This is a genomic window from Actinomyces bowdenii, from assembly GCF_017592395.1.
GTDB classification, from domain to species: domain Bacteria; phylum Actinomycetota; class Actinomycetes; order Actinomycetales; family Actinomycetaceae; genus Actinomyces; species Actinomyces bowdenii.
Genome location: NZ_JAGFOU010000012.1, coordinates 17,760 through 43,453, shown reverse-complemented (window position 1 = coordinate 43,453; position 25,694 = coordinate 17,760). Strand labels below are relative to the sequence as shown.

Annotated in this window: 16 protein-coding genes and 2 tRNA genes; 12 read left to right on the top strand and 6 right to left on the bottom strand. The window is 71.2% G+C overall.

What is annotated here, in order from left to right:
* Positions 1-197: 197 nt before the first annotated feature.
* The 3 genes from J5X07_RS06755 to J5X07_RS06745 all read right to left on the bottom strand — a co-directional run bounded on the left by J5X07_RS06755 (position 198) and on the right by J5X07_RS06745 (position 3,548).
* A complete protein-coding gene (locus J5X07_RS06755) occupies positions 198-1,676 on the bottom strand; it encodes a GTPase (protein WP_208479095.1) in 1,479 nt (492 codons plus the stop codon).
* Entirely contained in the window at positions 1,673-3,271 is a 1,599-nt protein-coding gene (locus J5X07_RS06750) for a GTPase domain-containing protein (RefSeq protein ID WP_208479093.1), read from the bottom strand. Before J5X07_RS06750 ends, J5X07_RS06755 begins: the two co-directional genes overlap by 4 nt.
* A gap of 201 nt (positions 3,272-3,472) precedes the next feature.
* Positions 3,473-3,548, bottom strand: a tRNA-Arg gene (locus J5X07_RS06745).
* Between the two features lie 253 nt (positions 3,549-3,801).
* Between J5X07_RS06745 and J5X07_RS06740 the strand changes: the two genes are divergently transcribed.
* A complete protein-coding gene (locus J5X07_RS06740; RefSeq protein ID WP_244925006.1) occupies positions 3,802-6,396 on the top strand; it encodes an ATP-binding cassette domain-containing protein in 2,595 nt (864 codons plus the stop codon).
* A 47-nt stretch (positions 6,397-6,443) separates the two neighbouring features.
* Here the strand turns inward: J5X07_RS06740 and J5X07_RS06735 are convergent, their stop codons facing one another.
* On the bottom strand, positions 6,444-9,185 hold the full coding sequence (locus tag J5X07_RS06735; protein WP_208479092.1) for a serine/threonine-protein kinase: 2,742 nt from the start codon (positions 9,183-9,185) through the stop codon (positions 6,444-6,446).
* 214 nt (positions 9,186-9,399) lie between these two features.
* Here J5X07_RS06735 and orn point away from each other — a divergent pair, with 214 nt between their 5' ends.
* Both orn and J5X07_RS06725 read left to right on the top strand, forming a co-directional pair.
* Positions 9,400-10,029 (top strand): oligoribonuclease, encoded by a 630-nt coding sequence (orn, locus tag J5X07_RS06730; RefSeq protein WP_208479133.1) that lies wholly within the window; start codon positions 9,400-9,402, stop codon positions 10,027-10,029.
* Positions 10,030-10,140: 111 nt separating this feature from the next.
* Positions 10,141-10,213, top strand: a tRNA-His gene (locus tag J5X07_RS06725).
* 135 nt (positions 10,214-10,348) lie between these two features.
* Here the strand turns inward: J5X07_RS06725 and J5X07_RS06720 are convergent.
* Complete coding sequence (locus tag J5X07_RS06720; RefSeq protein ID WP_208479091.1) at positions 10,349-11,770, bottom strand: MFS transporter; 1,422 nt, start codon at positions 11,768-11,770, stop codon at positions 10,349-10,351.
* Positions 11,771-12,164: 394 nt separating this feature from the next.
* Between J5X07_RS06720 and J5X07_RS06715 the strand changes: the two genes are divergently transcribed.
* The 7 genes from J5X07_RS06715 (at position 12,165) to J5X07_RS06685 (ending at position 21,949) form a co-directional block, all read left to right on the top strand.
* Positions 12,165-13,055: a polysaccharide deacetylase family protein gene (locus J5X07_RS06715; protein WP_208479090.1), complete on the top strand. Its 891-nt coding sequence runs from the start codon at positions 12,165-12,167 to the stop codon at positions 13,053-13,055.
* Between the two features lie 263 nt (positions 13,056-13,318).
* Positions 13,319-14,083 (top strand): sugar transferase, encoded by a 765-nt coding sequence (locus tag J5X07_RS06710; RefSeq protein WP_208479089.1) that lies wholly within the window; start codon positions 13,319-13,321, stop codon positions 14,081-14,083.
* The gene (locus J5X07_RS06705) at positions 14,080-15,267 is read left to right on the top strand and encodes an ATP-grasp domain-containing protein (RefSeq protein WP_208479088.1); all 1,188 of its coding nucleotides are present in this window, start codon (positions 14,080-14,082) and stop codon (positions 15,265-15,267) included. The genes J5X07_RS06710 and J5X07_RS06705 overlap by 4 nt, the downstream gene beginning before the upstream one ends.
* Positions 15,264-16,505 carry an ATP-grasp domain-containing protein gene (locus tag J5X07_RS06700; RefSeq protein ID WP_208479087.1) on the top strand — a complete coding sequence of 414 codons (1,242 nt, stop codon included), beginning with the start codon at positions 15,264-15,266 and terminating at the stop codon, positions 16,503-16,505. Before J5X07_RS06705 ends, J5X07_RS06700 begins: the two co-directional genes overlap by 4 nt.
* Positions 16,502-17,767: a glycosyltransferase gene (locus tag J5X07_RS06695; RefSeq protein WP_208479086.1), complete on the top strand. Its 1,266-nt coding sequence runs from the start codon at positions 16,502-16,504 to the stop codon at positions 17,765-17,767. The genes J5X07_RS06700 and J5X07_RS06695 overlap by 4 nt, the downstream gene beginning before the upstream one ends.
* 900 nt (positions 17,768-18,667) lie before the next feature.
* Positions 18,668-20,581 (top strand): nucleoside-diphosphate sugar epimerase/dehydratase, encoded by a 1,914-nt coding sequence (locus J5X07_RS06690; protein ID WP_208479085.1) that lies wholly within the window; start codon positions 18,668-18,670, stop codon positions 20,579-20,581.
* A gap of 51 nt (positions 20,582-20,632) precedes the next feature.
* Complete coding sequence (locus J5X07_RS06685) at positions 20,633-21,949, top strand: hypothetical protein (protein WP_208479084.1); 1,317 nt, start codon at positions 20,633-20,635, stop codon at positions 21,947-21,949.
* Positions 21,950-21,998: 49 nt separating this feature from the next.
* Here the strand turns inward: J5X07_RS06685 and J5X07_RS06680 are convergent, their stop codons facing one another.
* Positions 21,999-22,532, bottom strand: coding sequence for a hypothetical protein (locus tag J5X07_RS06680; protein ID WP_208479083.1), 534 nt, complete (start codon positions 22,530-22,532; stop codon positions 21,999-22,001).
* 314 nt (positions 22,533-22,846) lie between these two features.
* Here J5X07_RS06680 and J5X07_RS06675 point away from each other — a divergent pair, with 314 nt between their 5' ends.
* Together J5X07_RS06675 and J5X07_RS06670 are read left to right on the top strand one after the other, a co-directional pair.
* Complete coding sequence (locus J5X07_RS06675) at positions 22,847-24,058, top strand: DegT/DnrJ/EryC1/StrS family aminotransferase (RefSeq protein WP_243896556.1); 1,212 nt, start codon at positions 22,847-22,849, stop codon at positions 24,056-24,058.
* Positions 24,055-25,668, top strand: a complete 1,614-nt coding sequence (locus tag J5X07_RS06670; protein ID WP_208479082.1) for an O-antigen polysaccharide polymerase Wzy family protein — start codon at positions 24,055-24,057, stop codon at positions 25,666-25,668. Before J5X07_RS06675 ends, J5X07_RS06670 begins: the two co-directional genes overlap by 4 nt.
* The last annotated feature ends 26 nt before the right edge of the window (positions 25,669-25,694 follow it).

Here is a 25,694-nt window from a genome sequence, read left to right as displayed (position 1 = left end):
GCGCCCACCGCCCTCGCGCGCACGGCAGGGGGCCGGCCCTGTGGAGGCGGGCCGCATTCCGGGCGCCTGTGGTGCCCGGCCGCCCGTGGAATCCCGGGGATCAGGCGCCCGGGTCCACCTGGGACCGCCTGACCCGCCTGGCCCGCCGGCGGTGCCGGGGCGCCCGGCGCCATGCGCCGCTCAGCGCCCCGGCGGACTCACCGGCTCAGCGCGGACTGCAGGAGCCGGTGCTTGTCCAGGACCTTGGAGGCCGGCAGGCACAGACCCCGCTCCACCACGGCGGCCACGCGGCCCCGCACCTGCTCGCCGTAGTGGTCCGCCTCCCGGTTGGCTCGCACGCGGCGCCTGAGCATGGCCACCACGGCGGCCACCAGCCCCAGGACGATGAGCACCGGGGGGATGAGCAGGCCGTTGCCCACACCGGCCATGACGGCGGCGAGCCAGCCCAGGCCCGCCAGGACCAGGCCCACCCCTCCCCACCACAGCAGGTCGATGAGCGGCTCGCGGTGGCGGGGAAGGGGCACCGAGCCGACCGCCTCGGCGGTCTGGGCCGCCAGGCGCTCCGGATCCATGACGGTCTTGTCCAGACTGGAGGCCCAGGGGCGCGGCAGCCCCTCGCAGGTGCGGTTGACCCACTGCGCATGCGCCGCCACGACGGCGCTGCGCGCGGGCGGCTCGGGGCGCGCCAGGGAGCGGGGCAGGACCCTCGCGAGGCTGGAGCGCACCGAGTCCTCCACGGCCTGGGCGCCCGAGGCGCGCAGCAGGGCGGTGGTGGTCTCCTGGGCGGCAGCCGGGTCGAGGTCGACGCTGCGCTCGGCCGCCGTGGGCCGCAGGCGCAGGGCGATGGCATCGAGCTCGGCCGAGGCGGTGCGGGCGGCGTTGGACTCCCGGGCCACCCGCTGGCGCAGCAGGGTGCGCACCCGCCCCAGGTTGTCCCCGCGCACGGCCGAGACCGGCAGGACCTGGACAGTGCTGAGCCCGTCCTGGACCAGGAGGGCGTGCACGTCGGCCAGGAGGGCCTCATGGCCGCTCTCGGGCAGGGTGTCGATCTGGTTGACCAGGACGAGCATGTCCTCCTCGCGCGCGCCCAGGCCCCGCAGGTAGCCCTCGTGGAGGGCCGCATCGGCGTACTTCTGGGGGTCGACCACCCACACGAGGATGTCGGCCAGCGGCACCAGGCGGTCGACCTGCAGGGAGTGCTCGATGGTCACCGAGTCGTAGTCGGGCACGTCGAGCAGGACCAGACCGGTGAGCCCGTCCTGGTCCGAGGCGTCCAGGAGGGAGTCCCGGCGGATGCGCCGCTCGGTGGAGACCCCCAGGAAGTCCAGCAGGGCCCCGGCGTCGTCGCCCCAGGTGCAGGCCGCCGCCCGGGAGGTGGTGGGGCGCCGGGCGCCGACGTCGGCGAAGTCCAGCTCGGTCAGGGCGTTGAAGAGGGAGGACTTGCCCGAGCCGGTGCCCCCGAAGAGGGCCACCACGGTGTGGTCCACTCCCAGGTCGAGGCGCTCGGCCACGGCGTCGAGGGTCTCATGCGCGGGGATCGACAGGGAGGCGGGGACCTCGGTGGGGCAGGCCTCCAGTGCCCGGCGGATGCCATTGAGCCGCTCATCCAGATGGGCGGCATCCAGGATGCGGGGGGCGGGGGACGGGACGGGGCTGGTGCTGTCGGGCTGGGTCATGCTGAGGCTCCAGGGCGGGTGAAGGGCTTGAGCTCGCCGGCACGCAGGCGCAGGGCCGCGGCGAACCCGGAGGCGGGCGCCAGGGAGGCTGCCGCTCCAGGAGGAACAGTAGCGGTCAGCGCCTCCTCCACGGCCTCCATCAGCAAGGATCGCGCCTCCTCGACCTGGGCCTCCAGGCCCAGGCGCCGCGCCGCGCTCACGGCGCCCTCGACCCCGCAGGCGCAGGCCACGAGAAGATCCACCGCGCTGCGGGGGCTCAGCCCCTTGGGAGCAGCCTTGACGTTGGCGGCCAGATAGCCCGACCAGGCCTCGATCGTGGTCGCCGCCGGATCCCCCTGCCCCAGGAGCCGCTCGGCGCGCTGGCCGGCTCCGGCCTCCTGCCAGGTCCGCTCCGCCCTGCGCAGCAGACCGACGACGGCCGCCTGGAGATGGGCGGCCAGGGCCTCGCGCGCATCCTGGGACAGCACCTCCAGGGCCTGGGCGCGGGCCTTCTCGGCACGCCCCAGGAAGCCCCGGCGCAGTCGGCCGCCCTGGGCCAGGGCCGCCAAGGGCCCACCCGCGGAGGCCAGGGTCAGCCAGCGGGTCGCCGTCGCCCCCTCCCCCGCCGATCCGCGCTCCAGGTCCATGCGCAGCCTGTCGACGGCCGCCTGCCTGAGGGAGGCATCCAGGTCCTCCAGCTGCTGGGCCGCCGCCCTCTGGGCATCCGCGGCCTCGGACAGGCGCGACAGATCCGCCCGCAGCGCCGTCCACACGCCCTTGCCGGCCCGTCGCACCAGGCCCGCGGCGCGGTGCCTGCCGGCCAGGAGCTGGAGCCAGTCGCGCACCTCGGCCACCGACTCCCGGGGCAGCATGCCCTCGTGGGGACCGGCGTCGGGGACCACGAAGAAGGGCGCCTCGGACAGGCCCAGGGACTGCAGGCGCGCAGCCAGATCCCGGCGCACCTCCGACAGGATGGTGGCGGGAACCCGGTTGAGCACCACGGCGATGGGGGTCTCGCGCCCAGCGGCCTCCTCCAGGGTCGCCCAGGGCGTCTGATCGCCGTAGCGGGCGGCCGTGGTGACGAAGAGCCACAGGTCGGCGGCGTCCAGGAGCCGCCCGGCCAGGGCCCGGTTGGCCTCGTGCACGGAGTCCAGGTCGGAGGCGTCGATGAGCGCCAGGCCCGCCGGGATCGCAGGGGAGGAGACCTGGACGCAGGCCTCCTTGAGGGGGTGGTCGGCCAGGGACTCCTCATCCTCGGGGTTGACCACCAGGACCGGGGTGCGCGTGGTGGGGCGCAGGACCCCGGCCTCGGTGACCTCCTGGTCGAGGATCGAGTTGACCAGGGTGGACTTGCCCGCCCCGGTGGAGCCTCCGACGACGACGATCGAGGGGATGTCGGCATCCTGCAGGCGGGGGATGACCTGGTCGCGCACCTGGCCGATGAGGGTGGCGTGGAGGGCGCGGTCCTCCTCCACGCCCTCGGCGCGCAGCGTCAGGTCGAGCTGGTCGAGGTCGTGGAGCAGATCGGTGAGGACATCGAGCAGCTGGGCACGGGACAGGGCGGAGACGGGAACGTCCTCCTCAGCGCGGCGGCGAGGGGAAGCAGGTACGGGCATGACCCAACCCTAAGAGCAGTTCCCCACGAATTCGCAGATTGAGCCAAGGCGATTACCTCACGGGGCAACCGCTGACGGGCTGCCGGACGGCGTGCGGGCGGCCATCGGGCGGGCGGGTGGGCCCGCCCGGGCCCCAGCGGCGCCCGGGCGGGCCCCGGCGCCCCGGCCAGCGCCCCTGGCATGAGGGGGGGCGGAGGATGCTGGTGCCCCCGCCCGGACTCGAACCGGGAACCTGCGGATTAGAAGGCCGATGCTCTATCCATTGAGCTACGGAGGCGTGCGCCGCGGCGCTGTCCCCAGCCTACGTCATCCCCGGCCACCGCCCCAGCCGTGGATCCAGCAGCCGATGAGGCGGCGCGGCAGCCCCCGGAGCCGCACGGCGGGCGGCGGTGAGGAGCGGGGCGGGGGAGGCTGGGCCGCCCTCCCCATGGGGCGGGCCATGGCGCCCTGCCTCTCGTGCCCCTGAGTCATCCGGCGGACCAGTATGGTGACCACTGGCCCCCGCCCCCCGCCCCGGAAGGACTGCTGCAGTGGTTCCCACCGCGCTTGTCGTGCGCCAACTCTCCGCTCAGGCCTCCTCTGAGCCCCAGACCTTCACCGGCCCCTTCACGGTGGGGCGCTCCCCCGACTGCGCGGTGCAGATCGTCCACCCCCTGGTCTCACGCACGCACCTCCTCCTGACCCCCACCCCGGCCGGGTGGCAGGTCACCTGCCAGGGCCGCAACGGCATGCTGGTCGACGGCATGGTCACCCGTGAGGCGCTCGTCAGCCAGGGCACTCGCATCCAGCTGGGCGACGCCTCCGGACCCGCCCTGGGCCTGACACCGATCGCCAGCGCCCCGCCGTCTGCGCCCCCGGCCCCCCGTCCGGGTCCAGCGGCCGTCCCGGGACCCGCACTGCCCACCCAGCAGGTGCGCTCGGCCCCCTCGAGCCCCGTTGCCGCCATGCCCCGGCCCGCACCCATCGGAGCCCTGTCCGCGGCGGCCCCGGAGGCCACCTTCATCGCCCCTGCTCCCCCGGCATCGCCGGCCTCGGGCGAGACCGCCGCCTCCCAGACCCGCAGGGTCCTGCAGTCCTTCCGCATCACCTCCTCCGGCACTATCGGGCGCGCGCCTGACAATGCCCTGGTCCTGGACGACCCCCTGGTCTCCAAGCATCATGCCCGCGTCGACCTGACACCCCAGGGCATCGTGGTCACCGATCTGGGCTCGACCAACGGCATCTACGTGGCCGGCCAGCGCGTTCCCAGCGTGCGAGTCACCCAGCCGGTCGTGGTCGGCCTGGGATCGACCTTCGTGTCGATCAGCCCCGACGGCCTGTGCGAGGTCCAGGTCTCCGGGGGCGTCAGCGGGGAGCTGGTGGGCAAGGACCTGACCTTCCGGGTCAACGGCGGCCAGCTCACCCTCCTGGACGGGATCTCCTTCTCCCTGCCGGGCAACGAGCTGCTGGCCGTCGTGGGCCCCTCGGGCGCGGGGAAGTCCACCCTCCTCAAGGCCCTCACCGGCGAGCAGAAGGCGCAGGAGGGCCAGGTCCTCTTCGACGGCTTGGATGTCTACGAGCACTACCCGGTCATGCGCAACAAGATCGGCGTGGTCCCCCAGAACGACGTCGTCCACGCCGCCCTGACGGTGCGCCAGACCCTGGAGTACGCCGCCGAGCTGCGCTTCGCCAAGGACGTGACCAAGGCCGAGCGCAAGCAGCGGATCGCCGAGGTCCTGGAGGACCTCGACCTGACCGCCCACGTGGACAAGCGGGTCAAGAAGCTCTCCGGCGGCCAGCGCAAGCGCGTCTCCACGGCCATCGAGCTGCTCACCCGGCCCAGCCTGCTGTTCCTCGACGAGCCGACCTCGGGCCTGGACCCCCAGCTGGACCGCGACGTCATGGACCTGCTGGCATCCCTGGCCCACGGCACCCGCCCCGGCGACACCGGCCGGACCGTCGTGGTGGTGACGCACAACGAGAACCACATCGACCGCGCCGACAAGGTCCTCATCCTGGCCGCGGGGGGCAAGCCCGTCTACTACGGCTCCCCGCGCGAGGTGCTCCCCTACTTCCGGGCCCGCCTGGGCGAGATCGCCGCACGGGGCCAGCTGCTGCTCAATGCCCCCCGGGGCACTCTGCCCGACCCCCCGGCCGTCGACGGCTACGCCGATGTCTACGCCCTCATCCGCAACCACACCCCCGAGCTGCGGGCCCACCTGGAGGCCACCGTGCCCTCCACGAGGCGGGGAGGGGCCCGCCCCGCCCAGTCCACGCCCGCCCCCGAGCAGCGGCGCACCCCCAAGCAGTCGGCCCTCGGGCAGATCTCCACCCTGGTGCGCAGGCACCTGCGGATCATCGCCGCCGATCCCTCCTACCTGGCCTTCATGCTCATCCTGCCGGTGATCATGGGCCTGCTGACCAAGGCCATCGACGGCTCCGACGGCCTGGCGATCCCCGACTACCCCGATCCCACCCCCGACAACCCCGTCATCATCTACTCCACCCAGGCCATCGAGCTCCTCGTCATCCTCATCACGGGCGCCGCCTTCTCGGGCATGGCCGCCACCATCCGCGAACTCGTCGGCGAGCGGGACGTGTTCCTGCGGGAGAAGGCCGTGGGGCTCAGATCCGGGTCCTACATGCTGGCCAAGGCAATCGTCCTGGCCCTCATCGTCACCGTTCAGACCGCCGTCATGGTCGGGATCGCCCTGGCCCTCAACAAGGCCCCCTCCGACGCCATCCTGCTGGGAAGCCCCGGGCTGGAGCTGGCCTTCTGCTGCTGGGCCGTGGCCTTCGTCTCCGGGCTGCTCGGATTGGCGGTCTCGTCCTTCGTCTCCTCCTCCGAGCAGGTGATGCCGGTCCTGGTGGTCACCATCATGGCCCAGCTGGTCCTCTCCGGCGGGATCATCCCCATCGACGGCCGCGCGATCTTCGAGCAGCTGAGCTGGTTCATGCCCGCCCGCTGGGGGTACGCCATGGCCGCCGCCACCACCGAGATGAACACCATCATCCCCACCCGCGAGGACGGGCTGTGGGACCACGGGACGGGCCAGTGGCTGATGAACTACGGGATCCTCTCGGCGATCGGCCTGGTGTGCATGTGCCTGTGCCTCATCGGCCTGGTCCGCCGCGGCCGGCGCTGAGGCGGCCTCCCGCGCGCCGGGCGCCCATGGCCCCGGCCTCCGGGGCCTCAGCCGACCAGGGAGATGATGACGAGGTCGTCGCTGCCCTGGCTCAGCATGGCGCGCCCGCCGCTGTGGCCATCGACGGGCTGGATCACGTAGGCGAGCATCCCCTCGTACTGCCAGGCCGGCTTGCCGTCGTCCAGGGAGATGGCCAGCAGGGTGGTGCCCTTGCTGCTCGATGAGGTGGACAGGCCGAACTGGACGAGCAGGACGTTGTCGCGCAGCAGGCCGACGGGCGTGACGGCGCAGTCCTGCCCGGAGGACAGCTCGGGCAGGCTCAGGTCCTTGCCGTTGGCCTTCGCCGTGCAGCCGTGGGCGTCCACCGTGATCTCGACGCTCCCGCCCCGACCGAAGGCATGGCTCGCGCTGGGGTTCCTCGCGATGGCGGTGTAGGCCTCGGCCAGCGCCTCGGCGTCCAGGGGCTCGGAGGTGGCCAGGGCCGCCGCATTGGAGAAGTTGCCCTTGATCGTCTTGAACTGGGTGCCGTCCGCCTTGTAGATGGTGGCGCTGTCCTCGGACACCAGGGAGAAGGCCTCGGTCCCGGTGGAGATGTCGAAGCCCCCGGGGCGCTGGGTGGGGAAGATCTCGGCACCGGGGCGCTCCTTGTCGCTGCTCGTGCCGCTGAAGACCTCGCCCCGGGAGGCGAGCACCTCCCCGCTCTGTGCCGAGAGCACCTGGATCTGATTGCCGCTGGACTCATAGGACAGGACGAAGCCGTTGGCCACGCTGCCCGTGGAGTACTTCCCCGAGGCCTTCCACACCTCCTCGCCCTCGGAGTTGAAGGCCTTGAGGCCGCCCGAGCTCCCGTCCTCGGAGGTGTCGGCGATGATGGCCAGCTCGGAGGTGGCTCCGATCATCTCGAAGGACTCGATCTTCCCGGGAATCGGCCTGGTCTTGCCCTCCTTGCTCACCAGGAGGCTGTCCCCGCCGTACTGCGAGCACAGCAGGGTCTCATCGTTCCAGAAGGCATGCTCATCGCAGTCCCCGGTCCATACCGGGTCCTTGCTCTGCCGGGTGGCGTCGTAGAGCTGCAGCCCGTCGAGGGTGCCTGTGGCGTACATCGCCCCGGTGGGCGAGACGCGCGCATTGCGCTGGTTGGAGATCCGCTGCTCCTCGCGCACCGAGCCACTGGTGGGCAGGGAGACGGCCCACCCGTAGTCGGCCTCGGCGGCGCCCCGCGAGCGCCACCACACCACGCCGGCGGCCACCAGCACGATGATGAGGACCGCTGCGAGGGCGGGGATCCACAGCCGACGGCGCCGCCTGCGCCTCCCGGGAGCAGCCGGCGGCGCCTGGGCGAAGGCCGCCGCACCGATGGGATTCGTATCATCGCCCGGATGCGCTGCCGGGGCCGTGCCGCCCCCTGCGGGCCCCTGATACATGGGAGCACCCATGGCGCTGACGGTCATGGGGGTGGGCGCGACGGGCCCTCCAGGCCCACCGGGGGCACTGGGCATCCCCGCGGCACCGGGTGGCCCCGCAGGACCCTGGGAGGCGCTGTAGGGCGTGGCTGCGGTCGGGGTGATGCTCGCCTCCCCGTACCCGGTGCCCATCCAGCCGGCCCCGGGCCCCGGCACGGGCCCCTGCGCCGCGGACCATGCCATCTGGCCCGCCGGCACCTCCATGAGCGTCTCCTGCTGACCCGTGCCCGCCTGAGGACTGGTCGCAGCGCCCGTGCCGGCAGCCGGACTGGGGCCTGAGGAGGGCCGGTCCCAGTCGTAGGGCACGGTGGAGATGGTCGAGACCGGGGGCGCGGGCAGGCGGCGGGCCGCGGGCAGCCCGCCGAGCGCCGTCTGGAGGATCTCCAGGCGCTGGATGATGTGATGGATGGAGGGTCGGGACTCGGGCTGCTTGGCCAGCATGGAGGCGATGAGCTCCCACAGCGCGTCGGGAACGCCGTCGGGCCGGCCCGGCTCGTAGCGGGCGTGCTGGGCCAGGAGCCGGGCGGGCTCCCCCACGAAGGGGGTGATCCCGCAGGCCATCTCATAGAGCATGATGCCCAGGGAGTAGATGTCAGCGGCAGGGGTGGGGGCCTGGGCCGACAGGATCTCGGGCGCCATGTACAGGGGCGTGCCGATGGCGCCGGTGAGGTGGGCGGTGGTGAAGGCGTCGCAGATCCGGGCCACGCCGAAGTCGGCCACACGCGGCACGACGGCGCTGCCGGGGGTGATGAGCGCGCCGGGGCCCCGCCCGGGGTTGAGCACGGTCTGGGCCGAGGCCGGGATGGCCACCCCCGTGCCGCCCTGCGCGTCGAGCGCGCCGTCGCCCTGAGAGCCGACGGGGCCCGGGACCCTGCTGAGCAGGATGTTGGCGGGCTTGATATCGCGGTGGACGACGCCGGCATCATGGACGGCGCCCAGGCCCTGGCTGATGCGCAGGCCCATGGCGGCCAGGCCGGCGGGGGTCATCGTGCCCTCGGCGCGCAGCAGGTCGCGCAGATCCCCGCCGTCGACGTAGTCCATGGCGATGGCGAAAGTGGCGCCCTCGATGACGACGTCGCGGATGGCCACCACGTAGGGGCTGCGCACCCGCAGCAGGGTGGAGCGCTCCTTGATGAAGCGGTCGATGACGTCGGGGTTGTCCACCAGGTCCGCGCGCAGGATCTTGAAGGCCAGGGGCTCCTGGGAGTCCGCCCGCCGCCCGCGCCACACTTCGCCCTGAGCACCAGAGCCGATCAGCGCTTCGAGGATGTAGGCGCTGCCGAGCCTGCGCGGTGCCGGGCGCTCCGGCGGTGAGTAGTCAGTCATGGAGGACTCCACAGGGGTGAGACGAGTGGACGGGCGGCTGTGATCCTCATGAGACCCTACCGCCTCCTGGGCCCGCGCAGACGGGACCGCGGATGGGCGGTCCGGCCGGTGTCCCCAGGTGGTCCCCGTGGACCGTGCGGCCACCGGCCCGGCCAGGGGCATCGGCGCTGCGGGCCGCCTGTGAGGACTAGACTCTGCACCTGTGAGCCGACAGATGACGACCTCCGATCCCCTGGTGTGGATCGACTGCGAGATGACGGGACTGGACCTGAGCGCGGATGCGCTCATCGAGGTCGCGGTCATCGTCACCGATTACGAGCTCAGGCCCCTGGGGGCGGGCCTCGATCTGGTCATCGCCCCTCCCGCCCCCGCCCTGGAGCAGATGGATAACTTCGTGCGCTCGATGCACACCGCCTCAGGGCTGCTCGCCGAGCTCGATGGAGGGATGGGCCTGGCCCAGGCCCAGGACCTCATCATGGAGCACGTGACCTCCCTGGTCCCCGAGCCCCGCACCGCCCAGCTGGCGGGCAACTCCGTGGGCACGGACAAGGCCTTCCTCAGCCGGGACATGCCCGATCTGATCAACCACCTGCACTACCGGGTGGTGGACGTCTCCTCGATCAAGGAGCTGGCCAAGCGGTGGTACCCGCGCACCTTCTTCCACTCCCCGGACAAGCGCGGCGGGCACCGGGCGCTGGCCGACATCCTGGAGTCCATCGACGAGCTGCGCTACTACCGCTCCGTCCTGTTCCCCGCCGGGGAGGGGCCCACCTCCGAGGAGTGCAAGGCGGCCGCCGCGGCGATCGCCGCCTCCCCCACCGTGGCCGCCACCGCGGCGCCGTAGGCCCCGGCGCACGGGCGCACGGGGCGACGTGATGCAGTGCACGGAGCCCGGATTGGTACTGGCACAGGCGAGCCGATACAGTACGGTCCTGTTGCGATCCACTCGCACATGGTGGCTGTAGCTCAGTCGGCAGAGCGCCTGGTTGTGGTCCAGGAGGTCGCGGGTTCAAACCCCGTCAGCCACCCCCGCCCCACGGTCCCGGCCCACCAGGGCCGGGACCGTTCTGCTTCCTCTGCGCTCCTCGTCCTCTTCGCCAGCAATGCCTGTGCCGCACCTCACCGCAGAGCGCTGGGCCTCTTCCCTGGCTCATCCGGAATGCTCATCGACCAGCCGTCTGCGCCACGGGCCCCTGGGACTCGCGCAGGGCGTGCCGCTCCATGAGCGCGCGCTCGTCACGTCCGACGATCCACATGAGCCCCATGGCGAGCACGACCACGCCCAGCAGGCACATGTAGGTCACGCTCCAGCCGAAGTGATCGATGAGGTAGCCGACGCAGGTTGATGCGAGGGATGCTCCGAGCAGGTACCCGAACAGGCCGGTGAACCCTGCCGCGGTGCCGGCGACGTTGCGCGGCGAGAGGTCGATGGCCTGCAGGCCGATGAGCATGACGGGGCCGTAGATGAGGCCGCCGATGATGGCGATGAGGAAGTAGAACAGGCCCAGCGGCGCGGTGGGCGGGAGCAGCCAGTAGCAGGCCAGGGCGATGCCGACGCCACCAATGAACAGCAGGCCCGCGCCGGATCGCCAGCCCTTGAACACCTTGTCGGACACCCAGCCGCACAGGAGGGTGCCGATGATGCCGGCGAGCTCGTAGATGGCGAAGCCGAGCAGGCCGTCCTTGACATCGGCGCCGTGGATCTCCTGGGTCAGGTACACCGGGATCCAGTTGAGCACCCCGTAGCGCAGCGTGTAGACGAACACGTTGGTGATGGCCAGCAGCACGATGACCCGGTTGACGAGCACATGCTTGACCAGCATCTCGCGCCACGGCATCGAGGCCTTCTCGGTCTCGATCTTGGACGGGTCATTGCGGTACTCCTCGATGGTGGGCAGCCCCAGGGCCTCCGGGCGGTCGCGCACGAGCAGGAGGACGATGACGGCGACGACCAGTGCGATGAGGGCCGGGAACCAGAAGGCGGGCCTCCAGTCGGCCGGCCCCGATGCCCACTGATCGAGCGCGAAGGCCACAGCGATGCCCACACCCGCGCCGCCGACGTTGTGGGCGCAGTTCCAGATCGAGGTCTTCCAACCGCGCTCATTGGTGGAGAACCAGTGGACGAGCACTCGGCCGTAGGGAGGCCAGCCCATGCCCTGGAACCACCCGTTGAGGAACATCATCGCGGCGAACACGCCCACGGAGGCGCTCAGGACGGGCACGAAGGCCAGCAGCAGGTTGACGACCGCGGACAGCGCCAGGCCCAGGGGCATGAAGTACCGGGCATTCGCCCGGTCGGACAGCATGGCCATGAAGAACTTCGACAGGCCGTAGGAGAACAGGACAGCATTCGCCACCAGGCCGATACCCGTGGCAGTCATGAGGTCGTGCTCCGTCAGGATGGCCGACACGAGCGAGACATTGTTGCGGATGAGGTAGAAGCCCGCGTACCCGATGAAGATCCCCATGAACACCGAGAGCCGGTACTTGCGGTAGAGGGAGGGCACCTGCGCCTCTGGGAGGCGGGGCGCCGCGGGCGGTGCCGAGAGGAACCCCAACGGCCGTCTGCTCGTGCTGGTTGACATGCCCGCTCGTTCACGGGGCACCCGCGACGACGGGGGTGCCGTATTGAGTCAGTTCAGGTGAGGCGCCGTTCCCCGCGGCTCCCCACGGCGATAATTGGAAGCAGTGATATCACTTATGTCACTGATATGAGAGCGCTCCTTCGGCCCCGCGGGTCTGCGAGCCCCTGCCGATGCGATCGCGCAGGAACGCGATCCGCGCCGCCTGCTCCGCCGCGCACGGGAGCATCGGGACTCCGGCAGCGATCCTCTCCGAAGGGCGGCAGCGCCGAGCCGTGAACGAGCACGGTGCGGGTCAACGATGCACACCGCCCTCTCATCCCCACGGGGGATCACAGGACCTCCCAGGACGTGGGAGGCTCGGACGGCACCCACCCGAGATGAACCGGAGAGGACCGTGCAACGACGCGACTTCATGCTCCTGCTCGCCGCAGGCACCGCCGGCGCCCTGAGCGCCTGCTCCGCAGGCGGGCCGGCGGATACCGCCGGCGCACCAGCCTCAGCCGCGGACCATCGCCCCACCAGCCCCGCCGGCCCCGCCGGCCCCACTGACTCCACGACCGCGCGCGCAGCGCCATCGGCCTCCCCCACCCCATCCCTCAGCCCCCTGCGCCTCCAGGACGGCCCTGCCGAGCTGCCCGCACCCACCCCGCCCGGCGCAGTCATCACGGGCCTGCCCGAGAACGTGGGCAACGTCCTGGCCCTGACCATCGACGACGGGGCCGCCCCCGAGGTCGTGGACGCCTACCTGGACTTCGCCAGGGACTCCGGAGTGCGCCTGACCTTCTTCATCAACAGCATCTACCCCTCATGGACCCAGTCCCGCGACAAGCTGGCCCCACTGGTGGAGTCCGGCCAGGTCCAGCTGGCCAACCACACCCACAGCCACGCCGACCTGACCTCGCTGTCCACCGCCGGCATCATCGAGGAGCTCGCCCAGTGCGAGTCCTTCCTCAACACCACCTACGGGGTGACCGGCAGGCCCTTCGTGCGCCCGCCCTACGGGTACAGGAACGGGGCCACCGACGCCGCATGCGCCCAGATCGGCTACTCCACCTCGGTGATGTGGTACGGCTCCCTGGGCGACTCGGGACTGCTGGCCCCGGAGGTCCTCCTGGGCGAGGCCGAGAAGTGGCTCCGGGCCCAGCACATCGTGCTGGGGCACGCCAACGCCCCCACCGTGACCCAGCTGTACGGCCAGATCATCGAGATCCTCAGATCCCGCGCCCTGCTGACCGCCACCCTCGACGACATCTACCTCGGCACGGGCCACAACCGCCGCGTCTGACCCGCCCGGCACAGCGGGCACCGGCCCGCACCACGCCCAGGATGAATACTCCTGACAAACATCGGAGTGATTCCTGATAAAAACCTGACAACCCCTTCCCCGTTCTTCCAGGTTCCTCCGTGTACACTCCATAACAATTGTCACGGAAGAGTTGCGCATGATCGCCGTCCGGCAGCCCCGCAGTCCCTCAGGCCCCGCCTGGAGCAGCAGTGCGGGCCACCCCGGGGCGCTCCTGCGCGCAGAGATTGGGAAAGGCGGGACCCGTGCGCACGGACGAGCCGCTGACCGGGCCGATCGGGCTGGTGGATGATGCCGCGCAGGCGGCCGGGGACGAGGCAGCCTCATCGGACCGAGCGGTCCCGGGCGGCGCCGCAGAGCATCCGAAGCACTCGGGGCACTCGGAGTACGACTGGACACAGCCCGCCTCCTTCTACGCCCGCTACGGCAAGCGGGCCGTCGATCTGGCCGCCGCCACGCTCGCCCTGCCGGTCCTGGGGGCCCTCAGCCTGGGCGCGGGCCTGGCCATCACCCTGGAGGACCGCGGCCCGGTGTTCTTCCGCCAGGAGCGCTGGGGCCGGCACGGCAAGCCCTTCAGGATCGTCAAGCTGCGCTCCATGAGCGTGGGCGCGCGCGACCTGCGCAATGCCGACTCCTCCACCGTGGCCAGCCGCAACGACTCCCGGGTCACGCGCGTGGGTCGGTTCCTGCGCCGCACCTCCCTCGACGAGGTGCCCCAGCTCCTCAACGTCCTCACCGGTGACATGAGCCTCATCGGGCCGCGCCCCAACCTGGCGACCAAGCCCTTGGAGCGCATGGGCCCCCTGGAGCGTCGCCGCCTGTCGGTGCGGCCCGGCATCACCGGGTACAACCAGGCCTTCCACCGCAACTCCACCACGCTCCAGGAGCGCTACGAGGCCGACTGCTACTACGTGGACAATCTCACCCTGGCCCTGGACCTCAAGATCCTGGCCCGCACCATCCGCACCGTGCTCACCAGCGAGAAGCTCTACACCGAGGACGGCCGATGAGCACCACCGCCCTCATCCTGGGGGCCTCGCCCCTCCAGGTGCCCATGATCCGGCGCGCCCGCGAGCTGGGGATCCGCACCGTGGTGGTGGACATGGACCCCCGGGCCCCCGGCGTCGCCCTGGCCGACGAGTTCCTCCCCATCAGCACCACCGACGTCGAGGCGGTCACCGCCGCGGCCCGCGAGCGCGGCGTCGACGGCGTGACGACGGTGGGCACGGATATGCCCGTGCGCTCCGTGGCCGCCGCCGCCCGGGCCCTGGGGCTGACCGGGGTCAGTGAGCACACGGCGCTGATCTGCACCGACAAGGGGCTCATGGCCCAGGCCTTCGCGAGTGCCGGGCTTCCCCACCCGGCCTTCGAGACGATCTCGGCCTTCGAGGAGCTCGAGGCGGCCCAGGACCGCTTCGAGCGGCCCTTCATCCTCAAGCCCCTGGACTCCTCGGGCAGCCGGGGCGTGGTCCAGGTCGACCCCGCCACCGACCTGCGCGAGGCCTTCGACTACGCCATGGCCCCCGCGCGCGGCGGGCGCATCCTCATCGAGGAGCTGCTCGTGGGCCCGGAGATCAGCTGCGAGGTGCTGTGCATCGACGGCGCCGCCCACGTCGTGGCCCTGACGGACAAGGCCACCACGGGGGCGCCGCACTTCGTGGAGACCGGTCACACCCAGCCCGCGGTCCTGGACGAGGGCACCTCCGCGGCCGTCCACCGGCTCATCGCGGACACGACGCGGGCCATGGGCATCACCGACGGCCCGGCCCACATCGAGATGATCCTCACCGCCACCGGCCCCCGCCTGGTCGAGCTGGGCGCCCGCCTGGCCGGGGACTTCGTCTCCTCCCACCTGGTGCCGCTGTCCACGGGCGTGGACCTCATCGGCCTGGTCCTGCGCCAGGCCTGCGGGGAGAGGATCAGCCCGCCCCGGCCCCAGGCGCTGGCCGGCGCCATCCGCTTCTTCAGGACCAGGGCCGGCACGGTCACCGGCTTCAGCGGGGTCGAGCGGGCCCGCGCCCTTCCGGGCGTGCAGGAGGTCATCCCCCTGGTCGAGCCGGGGCACCGCGTCACCGGCCTGCACTCGAGCACCGATCGGCTCGGGCTGGTCATCGCCCGGGGCGCGGACCACGACGAGGCCGCACGCATCGGCGAGACCGCCAGAGAACTCATCACCGTGGAGGTACACCCATGAGCACCCAGCACCGGCAGGGGCCCGCAGCAGGGCGCCGCATCCTCATTATCGGCGCGGGCCGCGGCCAGGTCGGCCTCATCCGCGCCGCCAAGCGCCTGGGGGCCACCGCCGTGGTGGCCACCCTGCCCCAGCCGCACCTGCCCGGGCTGGCGCTGGCCGACGAGGTGGCGGAGGTCGATATCCTGGATGTCGACGCCGTCGTGCGGGCGGCCAGGGACGCCCGGGTCGACGCCGTGGCCACCAGTTGCCTGGACACCGGGCTGGAGGCGCTGGGCGCCGTCGTCGACGCCCTGAGGCTGCGGGGCCTGAGCCGGTCCACCGCGCGGCTGTGCTTCGACAAGCTGGAGATGAAGCAGCGCCTGGAGGAGGCCGGCGTGCCCACCGCCGTCTACGTCCCGGTCGCCTCGGCCCAGGAGGTGCCCGCCGCCCTGGAGCGCACCGGCCTGCCCGCCGTGGTCAAGGCCACCGACCTGCAGGGCTCCAGCGGGGTGTTCATGGTCGACACCGCCCAGGAGGCGCAGGAGGCCTTCACCCGCGCCGCGGAGCTGAGCCGCGGCGGGAGGGTCATCGTCGAGCGCTTCCTGGAGGGCCGCGAGTTCGGCGCCCAGGCCCTCATGCACGACGGCGGGATCCTCCACATCACCGTCCACGGGGACGACCTGGCCACCGGGCCGGTCCCGGTGCCCGTGGGCCACCACGTGCCCATGGATGCCGACCCCGCGCTGCGCGAGCAGGCCCGCCGGGTCATCGCCGATGCGATCCGCGCCCTGGGCCTGCGCGACTGCGCGATCAACGTCGACCTCATGGAGAGCCGGGGCATCGTCCACGTCATCGAGCTGACCGGGCGCGCCGGGGCCAACGGGCTGCCCGAGCTCATGAGCACCGTCTACGGGCTGGACTACTACGAGATGGTGGCCCGCGAGGCCCTGGACCTGGAGGTCCGGCAGACCTGGCAGTCGGCCTCCCCCTGGCCCGGAGCGGCCCTGGCCCTCATGCTCATCGACCCCGAGGCCCGCGGCACGATCGCCTCGGTCCAGGCCCCCCGGGAGCTGCCCGAGTGGGCCACCGACCTCCAGGTCTTCAAGTCCGTCGGCGAGACGATGGAGGGGTTCTCCTCCTCCAACGACTGCATCGGCCAGGTGGTGGTGCGCGGTGAGAGCCTCCAGGAGTGCCGCCGGCGCGCCGAGGGGCTCGGCAGCGCCGTGCGCCTGGAGATGAGCGGGGTGCCAGGGGCATGAGGCGCCTGGTCCTTCTCGCCAATGCCTTCCCCTACGGCACCTGGGAGACCTTCCTGGAGACCGAGCTGGAGTATCTCGGCGACATCGACGAGGTGGACATCATGTCCCTGTCGGTGCGCGCCGATCAGCGCCGCTCCCGGCGCTCCCTGCCGCACCCCTCCATGAGGGCCCACCCCATCGCCTTCCGCTCCCGCCTGTTCTACCTGCTGGCCTCGGCGCGAGCCCTGCTGGACCCCAATCTGTACCGGGAGCTGCGCAGGCTGGCCCGTGACGGGCGGCTGCGCCCCTCGCGCGTCGTCACCCTCTTCGTCTTCCTCAGCCGCACCCACCACGAGGCCAGGGCCTGCCGGCGCCTCCTGGAACGGGCGGGAGCCCGCGCCGAGGACTCCGTGGTCTTCTACTCCTACCGCTTCAACTACCAGCCCTACCTGGCCTGGCTCCTGGGCCGCCGCTTCCCCCGCTCCACCTCCGTGGCCCGGGCGCACCGCGCCGACCTCTATGAGGAGCTGGCCCCCACCGGATACCTCCCCCTGCGCGAGCACACGATCGAGAACCTGGAGCGGATCTACTGCATCGCCGACCACGGGCGCGACTACCTGGCCACGCGCTTCCCGCAGTCGCGGGACAAGACCGTGGTCGCCAGGCTGGGGACCACCGACCACGGGACCACCCCGCGCTGGCCCGAGCGCTCGCCCCTGCGCGTCGTCAGCTGCTCGACGATCACCGAGGTCAAGCGCCTCGGCCTGCTCCTGGAGGCACTGGCCGCCTCGCGCCTGCCCATCGAGTGGGAGCACTTCGGCGAGGGCCCCCTGCGCAAGGAGCTGGAGGCCCGGGCCGCCGAGCTGCTGGATGCGCCCTCCTGCCCCGTCCAGCTGCGGCTGCACGGCTTCGTCAGCAACACCGACCTGGTGGAGAGCTATGTGAGGCAGGCCCGCCACGTCCTGGTCAATGTCAGCTCCTCGGAGGGGGTGCCAGTATCGATCATGGAGGCGATGTCCACCGGCATGCCCGTCATCGCCACCGATGTGGGCGGCACCAGTGAGCTCGTGTCCACCGGGGTCAACGGCATCCTGCTGCCCCCCAACCCCACGGCCCCCCAGGTCCTGGCCGCCGTGGAGAGGGTGGGCTCGATGAGCGAGGCGGAGTACGCCGAGCTGCGCCGCGGGGCGCGCCGCACCTGGGAGGAGCGCTGCGAGGCCACCAGGCTGTACACGGGCTTCGCCTCCGAGCTCAACGGGCTCTTCCCCGAGAACCCCTCGTAGGACCTTGGGCTCATGTCACCCGAATGACAGGCATGTCATTTCACGGAAGTCCCATCCGGGCGGCGAGGGAGGCATGCCGGGGGTGCCACCAGGGCGTGACTGGAATCAAACTCCGGTGGCCTTGCGCGCGCTGGCACGCCAGTCAACAGGTGTGATTCCCATCAAGATGATTGAGCATAACAGACACATTCACCCCTATCGCGCTCATGGCACATCACAAGCCCCAACACCGCCCCTGCGGCAGTAACTGTGATGATAAGATCAAAAGCGCATCGAGAATCGGGGAAAGCCACAAAACTTGAATAAACCCTGACATCCACCTTAAAGCAATCAGGGAAACTCCTCCGCCCCCATGAAGGTTCACCAACAGCATAACCACCCCCTGTCCGAGCCCCGCTCCAGGACGGCACGACGGCAGGAGACATGCGGAGAACCGCGGCATCGCGTGCGAGGGTGGCACGCAGGCGATCCACCCGCCAGGCCCCCGCCCGCCAACCGGCAGCACCCGCCAAGGACGCTCCACACGATGAGCACAAGGAAATGCACAGGCTTTTGTTGGTTATCACCCAGGGGTGCATGCTTAGAGGAAAGTCACGTGCGGAGGATAACCGTGGAGACCCCATCATGCGGGGCCCGCATCGGCCCGGCGCACGCCGCACGGACCGGGGCCGGCACATGCTCCGCACAGCACGCTCCTATGTCAATCCCCTCATCAAGAGGTCCACCAGGATCCTCAAAGGATGTGTCATAGTTATAGTGGTGTTATTGCCCAACTCCCTAGCGGCGCGCAACCGCATTGAGCATCGACCACCGACTCCCTCGTCGCGCGCCACCGTGGTGTCAGGGCGCATCACAGAGCGCCATCGGGCGACCTGAGAGCCGAAAGCGAGCATGCAGCAGATGAGGATCAGTAATCGAAAGGCCGCGGTTGCACTCACAACCGACACCCTGGGCTGGCTCCTGGCCGGAGTCATGGTCCTGGCCCTGGGCAGCCACGAGCAGCCGGCCCCCGTCCAGGGCTTCGCCGTCTTCCTGGGCGTCGCCATAGCGACGAATCTCATCCTGGGCACCCTGGTCCTGCTGACCTACCGCAGGCGCTTCCACACCGCCTCCTTCGAGGAGGTCTCGGTGCTGGCATGCCAGTACGCGATCGCGGCGCTGGCCGGCTTCCTTGCCGTGGCCGCCTGGTCGGCCTCCACCGGCAGGTCCGTCTCCGCCCTGGCCACGACCCTCATCCCGGTGCTCAGCCTGGTCATCGCGCTGCTCCTGCGCTTCGCCTTCCGCGCCGCCCGCGCCTACCGCAAGGCGCGCGACTACCAGCGGGGAGCCCACGACAAGGACCGCATCATCATCATCGGCGCCGGCGAGGTGGGCCACCAGATCGTCCGCCTCACCAAGAACGACGCCGCCTCCCCCTTCCTGCCCGTGGGCCTGGTGGACGACGACGAGTCCAAGAAGCGCCTGCGCCTGAGCGGCGTCCCTGTCCTGGGCACCATCGACAGCCTCATCGAGTGCTGCGAGGCCCACCGGGTCCGCACCGTCATCATCGCGATCGCCGACATGCCCAATGACCGCCTCAAGCAGATCACCGAGGACTGCGCCCGCCACGGCATCAAGACCATGACGATCGTGCCGGTCCGCGAGATCGCGCGGCGCCGTCTGCAGTTCTCCGACATCAAGGACATCGACCTGGCCGATGTGCTCGGGCGCCGCGAGATCCACACCGACCTGTCGCGGATCAGCGAGTACATCTCCGGCAGGTCGGTCCTCGTCACCGGCGCCGGGGGCTCCATCGGCTCGGAGATCGCCCGTCAGCTCCACCGCCTGGGTCCGCGCGACCTGGTCCTGCTGGACCGCGACGAGTCGGCGCTGCACTCCATCCAGCTGGGCATCTACAACCAGGGACTGCTCGACAGCCGTGACATGGTCCTGTGCGACATCCGGGACAAGGACGCGCTGCGCGAGGTCTTCCAGGAGCACCGCCCCGAGGTCGTCTTCCACGCCGCCGCCCTCAAGCACCTGCCCCTGCTGGAGCAGTACCCCGATGAGGGCTGGAAGACCAACGTCCAGGGCTCCAAGAACGTCCTGGAGCTCTCCGAGGAGTTCGCCGTCTCCACGCTGGTCAACGTCTCCACCGACAAGGCGGCCGATCCCACCTCTGTGCTGGGGCGTACCAAGCACCTGGCCGAGCAGATGACCACCGGGCTGGCCCTGGAGCGCGGCCTGCGCTTCGTGTCGGTGCGCTTCGGCAACGTCCTGGGCTCCCGCGGCTCCATGCTGTGGACCTTCAAGCACCAGATCGACAGCGGCGGCCCGGTGACCGTCACCGATCCCAAGGTCCAGCGCTACTTCATGACCATCCCTGAGGCCTGCCAGCTGGTCCTCCAGGCCGGCGCCATCGGGCGCCCCGGGGACACCATGGTGCTGGATATGGGCGAGCCGGTGCGCATCCTCGACGTCGCCCAGCGCCTCATCGCCCAGTCCGGTCGCGACATCCCGATCGAGTTCACGGGCCTGCGCCCCGGGGAGAAGATCTCCGAGGACCTCATCGCCACCGGCGAGGACGGCCAGCGGCCCTTCCATCCGCTCATCAGCCACGTGCAGGTCGATCCGCTCATGCCCGAGAGCATCGAGACCGCCCACGACTGGGCCATGCACGGCCGGACCCTGCATCCCGAGCGCGGCGAGCACGCCGAGGCCTGTGAGCATCTCAAGAGCACCACGAGCGACAAGCACGCCGATGAGCAGGTCGGTGGGACGGCGCAGGACGCCCAGCGGCATATAGCGGTCTCCCAGCGGGGCGGGGCACTGTGAGACCCACGAGGAAGCACTGAACCCGACACAGACAGGACACCGACTCAGACCATGGAACTGTGGGATCTTCTGGCGCTGGCGCGCCGACGCATCGGGACCATCATCGCCTGGCCCACGATCGGGGTGCTGGTGGCCACGGGGCTGTTCCTCATGACCCCGACCAGCTACACGGCCAGCGCCGGAGCCTACGTGTCGGTGTCCGTGGGCAGCGCCGACACCATGGCGACGACCTACTCCAATGCGGCGACCCTGGCGGAGAAGAAGGCCACTGCCTTCGTTCCGGTCTTCACCTCCACCACACTGGCCCAGGACGTCATCACCGACCTGGGGCTCGACATGTCGCCCAATGAGCTGGCCTCCAACCTCACCGCCGACAACGTCACCGGCTCCGTCACCATCAATGTCACCGCCACCGCCGGATCCGAGCAGGAGGCCATCGACATCGCGGACGCCGTCATCGCCCACGCCGCCACCCGTATCAGGGGGTTGGAGGGCGAGACCTCCCCCGTCACCGTCGTGCCGCTGTCCTCAGCGGCCCTGTCGGGGGTCTCCGCCAGCCCCTCGGCGGTGAAGTACCTGGGGATCGGGGCCGCGGGCGGACTGATCATCGGACTGATCATCGCCTTCTGCGCCGCGGTCATGGACACTCGCATCCAGAGCCTGGAGGAGGCCTCCCGGGCCAGTGGCGCCACTGCCCTGGGCGCCCTGAGCGATCGCGGCGGGCCGCGCAACGACGGCGTCCTGCGCCGCATCCGCGAGGTGGTCCTCTACACCGGGGGCGGCCGGGTGCCCGCCCGCACGGTGCTGGTGGCCTCGGCCGCCGGCGAGGGCGGGGCCTGGAGGGTCGCCTCCGACCTGGCGCGCGCCACCGCCCTGGCCGGCCAGCAGACCGTCCTGGTCGATGCCCGGATGAGCAGCGGCGATCACCGCTCCTCGGAGGCCGGCCTGGCCGAGGTCCTCTCGGGATCCATGCGCCTCAACGAGGCGGTCTCCCCCTCCGGGGTCCCCGGGCTGCTGGTGATGAAGGCGGGCCACGCCTCGGATCCTGCCGCCTTCCTGGCCTCGCCGCGGATGCAGGAGGCCCTGGCGATCCTGTCGCGGGACCGCTGCGTCATCATCGCCGGGCCCGCCCTGCACCCGGGCGCCGAGGGGCTCATCCTCTCGCGACTGGTCGAGCGCATCGTCGTGGTCGCCATGTTCAAGCGCACGACCGCCGACCAGCTGGCCCACGCCGTCGAGGCGCTGGGCTCCCAGGCGGACCAGGAGGCAGGCGAGGGCCACGGCGAGCTCAGCGGCGTCGTCCTGAACAACACCCCCTCCTCCGCGCTGGACCGCCTGCGCTACGGGGATTTCAACGAGGCGGCCTGAGGTGGAAGGCCGGTCCCTGAGTCCCGCCGCCCCGCCCGGGCGCCCCGCCTCACTGGCCGTGAGGCTCGGGCCGGTCCCCGGCCCCCGTCTCCAGCCAGCACAGGGCGATGCTCGTGGCATCGACCCGGTCCAGCACGTCGATGCGGCGCTCCCCCTTCATCCGCAGCACGGTGCGCTGGGCGACCTGGGGGTCGCAGACGATCACGTCCTGGCTCACGCCCATCGCCAGGTCCATGGCACTGGGGCCGGCCTCGCCGTCCTGGCCGCCACTGACGATGACAAGGACCCTCGCCCAGCCCAGCAGCTCCTGCCAGGAGCCCTCGGCAATGGTCGCGCTGGTGCGGATGCGCACATCAACACCGAGCATCCGCAGCGTCTGGGCCGCCTCCATGAGGGCGTCCATGGCAGGATGCGCCGCGCAGCGCTGATCGCCGACGCCGATGGCCAGCACGTTGAAGGTCCGCTCGGCCCTGCGCAGCGGCCTGCCGGGAGCCGGCGGCGGGGCGGGACGCGGGTCGAGACGCAGGTCGGCATCCGCACCGGGGCGCACCCGAGCCGCGGAGCGCACGGGGAAGACCCTCACCGCAGGACCTCGTGTACCGCCGCGCCCGCCAGGGCGGTGCGGGCCGTCCCGCGGGCACGAGGCGCGCTGAGGGTGGAGGGGAGTGCCTGTTCTCTCATGGTCGACTGTGTCCTTCTTGACGCATGTGTCCAGGGCTCGCCAACCGGCCCCATGGACGCTGGGGCAAGACTACGGCGCGCTCGGCGCGGCGGGGTTCGCAGATACCCGATCGATACCGCCGGACCCCGTAACACGCATCACTGCCGCCGGCGGTGCCCGACCGGCGTCCCCTCCCGGCCCCGCAGCAGCATCAACCACCACAATGAGGACCCGCGATGAGCAACGACATGATCCCCTTCTCCCCACCGGTCATCACCGAGGAGGACATCGAGGCCGTCGTCTCCGTGCTGCGCTCGGGCTGGATCACCTCCGGGCCGGTGGGGCGCGACTTCGAGCAGGCCCTGACCCGCTTCACCGGGGCCGCGGGCACCGTCGTCCTCAACTCGGCCACCGCCGGACTGGAGATCGCCCTGAGGCTCAGCGGCGTGGGCCCCGGTGACGAGGTCATCGTCCCGGCCTACACCTACACCGCCAGTGCCTCGGTGGTCAGCCGCGTCGGGGCGCGCATCGTCCTGGTGGACACCGAGCCCGGCTCCTGCCTGCCCTCGGCCGAGGGCATCATGGCCGCCGTCACCGGGCGCACCAGGGCCATCATCACCGTCGACCTGGCCGGCATCCCCTTCGACACCCGCCCCCTGGCCCGCGCCCTGGAGGCCCTGCCGCCCACGGGAGCCACCTCCAGCGGATTGGCCGGGGAGCTGGGCCGCCCCGTCCTCATCGCCGACGGCGCCCACTCCCTGGGCGGCCGCCTGGCGCAGGACCGTGCCGGCACCATCGCCGATCTGACGGCCTTCTCCTTCCACGCGGTCAAGAACCTCACCACCGCCGAGGGCGGGGCGCTGCAGTGGCGCACCGGCCTGCCCACGGACCCGGAGGCCCTGGAGCGCTCCATCCGCCTGCTGTCCCTGCACGGGCAGTCCAAGGACGCCCTGGCCAAGATGACCGGGGCCTCCTGGGAGTACGACATCGAGATCCTGGGCGGCAAGGCCAATATGCCCGATGTTCTGGCCGCCCTGGGCCTGTCCCAGCTGGACCGCTACGAGTCCATGATCCAGCGGCGCCTGACTGTGGTGGAGGCCTATCGCACCCGGCTTGAGGCCATCGGCATCGACCTGCTGGAGCACGAGGGGCCCGGCGTGCGCTCCAGCGGGCACCTGGCCATCGCCTCCCTGCCCGTGGCCGGGGTCGAGGAGCGCAACGCCTTCATCGAGGCCATGCGCCGCCACGGTGTGGCCACCAATGTCCACTACAAGCCCCTGCCGATGCTCAGCGCCTACGCCGGGCTCGGCATGAGCCCCGAGGCCACTCCCAACGCCGTCGGCTTCTACTCCACCGAGGTCACCCTGCCCCTGCACATGGCCCTGACCGATGACGACGTCGAGCGCGTGTGCCGGGCCAGCCGCGAGAGCCTGGCCGAGGTCTCATGAGCGCAGTGCCCGCCGCACTCGCCGGCCGCCCGGCCCGGGGGCGCCGCCGGCCCTCCCGCGCCACCGGGCGGTGGGAGGACCGGCGCCGGCGCGCCGTGCCGCGCCGGCAGCGGGCGCTGCCGGTGATCCTGAGCAACCTGATCCTGCTGGTGCTGGTGCTGTGGAGCGAGTGCGACTGGCCCTGGGCCCTGTTGGTCGCCGTGTGGCTCAACCTCTTCCTGTACTGCGTGCTGACCAGGTCCCGACCGGTCTTCCTCGGCGGCTACCTCATCTCCTTCTTCATCCTGCTGCTGAGCCAGGCCACCCTGGAGCGGATCTTCGGCTACGACTCGGGACGCACCGATCCTGCGGCCCATCCCACGACGGTCGGGATCCTCTACGTGGGGCTGATCTCCTCGACCCTGGGATACATGCTGTCCGGCCTGCTGGCACTCCCCTATCGCGCCGCCCTGACGCGTCTGCGCGGGCTGCTGGGGCGCGGAGGCGGCCCTCGCCGCGTCCGCCTCCGCCGGAGCCCTGGTGCGCATACCGGCCTGGAGCATCTGAGGCAGGCCTGCCTCATCGTAGTGCTCCTCACCTTCCCCCTCAGCTCCTTCTGGCTGATCTCGACCATCGCCCGTACCGGTATCTCCGGGTACCTCTCGCTGTACACCACCGAGTACATCTCCCAGAACAGCGGGATCGTGCACCTGCTGGGGACCTACAGCTCTGATATCTGCTTCGTGGCCTACCTCATCCTCCTGGCGACCATGCCCTCCCAGCGCCAGCTCATCCTGCCCACGGCGGCCCTGACCCTCATCAAGGGCCTCTACCTGCTCATGGGGGTGCGCAAGGAATTCACCGTCTTCGCCATCGTCATGGTGTGCTACGTCATCCTGCGCAACAAACTCGACCCCGACCAGGGCTGGGTCACCCGCCGCAGGGCCTCCGCCATCGGCCTGGGAACGGCCGCCCTGGCCTTCCTGCTCACCGCCATGGAGAGCGTCCGGGGCCAGGGCTCCTCCGCCTCACTGCTGGAGTTCCTCTACAACCAGGGCGTCTCGGTCCGGGTCATCGACAATATCGTCCTCTACGGGCATCGGCTGCCCGACCAGTTCTACCTGGCCTACTTCGCCCATTACGGCCTCGTGGGGCGCCTCCTGGGCTACCCCCCGCTCCAGGGGAACTCCTTGGAGCGGGCCGAGGCCGGGGGCTCCCTGTCCCACTCCCTGTCGCGCATCGCCCTGGGGGAGAACGCCTATCGCAGCGGTATGGGCACTGGAACCTCCTTCCTGGCCGAGGGATACCTCCAGTACGGCATGCTCGGGGTCATCCTGGTCGCCGCGGTCGTAGGCGCCGTCCTGCGCTACGTGGATGCGCTGACCACGGCCTCCTGGAGCAACTGCCTGCGCATGCTCATCGTGCCCTCCCTCATCTGGATCCCGCGGGGCCCCGCCTCGGACTTCATCGGCATCCTGGTCGAGCCGACGACCATCATGGCCTTCATGGCCATCGCCGCCCTCATGGCCGTCTCCTACGGCGCGCAGATCCTCACCCGCCCGCGTGATCCCGCCGACCCTCACCGGGCCGCCCTCCCGGGCCGATCCCCTGGAGCGCCGCCGGCCCGCTGAGCCCGCTCTCGCCGCGTGGACCCCAC

What these genes read in the sequence shown, in the direction of transcription:
- J5X07_RS06755 (WP_208479095.1), bottom strand. Translation starts at nt 1,676, where the DNA reads ATGACCCAGCCCGACAGCACCAGCCCCGTCCCGTCCCCCGCCCCCCGC.
- J5X07_RS06750 (WP_208479093.1), bottom strand. Translation starts at nt 3,271, where the DNA reads ATGCCCGTACCTGCTTCCCCTCGCCGCCGCGCTGAGGAGGACGTTCCC.
- J5X07_RS06735 (WP_208479092.1), bottom strand. Translation starts at nt 9,185, where the DNA reads ATGACTGACTACTCACCGCCGGAGCGCCCGGCACCGCGCAGGCTCGGC.
- J5X07_RS06690 (WP_208479085.1), top strand. Translation starts at nt 18,668, where the DNA reads ATGAGGATCAGTAATCGAAAGGCCGCGGTTGCACTCACAACCGACACC.
- J5X07_RS06705 (WP_208479088.1), top strand. Translation starts at nt 14,080, where the DNA reads ATGAGCACCACCGCCCTCATCCTGGGGGCCTCGCCCCTCCAGGTGCCC.
- J5X07_RS06720 (WP_208479091.1), bottom strand. Translation starts at nt 11,770, where the DNA reads ATGTCAACCAGCACGAGCAGACGGCCGTTGGGGTTCCTCTCGGCACCG.
- J5X07_RS06675 (WP_243896556.1), top strand. Translation starts at nt 22,847, where the DNA reads ATGAGCAACGACATGATCCCCTTCTCCCCACCGGTCATCACCGAGGAG.
- J5X07_RS06700 (WP_208479087.1), top strand. Translation starts at nt 15,264, where the DNA reads ATGAGCACCCAGCACCGGCAGGGGCCCGCAGCAGGGCGCCGCATCCTC.
- J5X07_RS06695 (WP_208479086.1), top strand. Translation starts at nt 16,502, where the DNA reads ATGAGGCGCCTGGTCCTTCTCGCCAATGCCTTCCCCTACGGCACCTGG.
- J5X07_RS06685 (WP_208479084.1), top strand. Translation starts at nt 20,633, where the DNA reads ATGGAACTGTGGGATCTTCTGGCGCTGGCGCGCCGACGCATCGGGACC.
- J5X07_RS06670 (WP_208479082.1), top strand. Translation starts at nt 24,055, where the DNA reads ATGAGCGCAGTGCCCGCCGCACTCGCCGGCCGCCCGGCCCGGGGGCGC.
- orn (WP_208479133.1), top strand. Translation starts at nt 9,400, where the DNA reads ATGACGACCTCCGATCCCCTGGTGTGGATCGACTGCGAGATGACGGGA.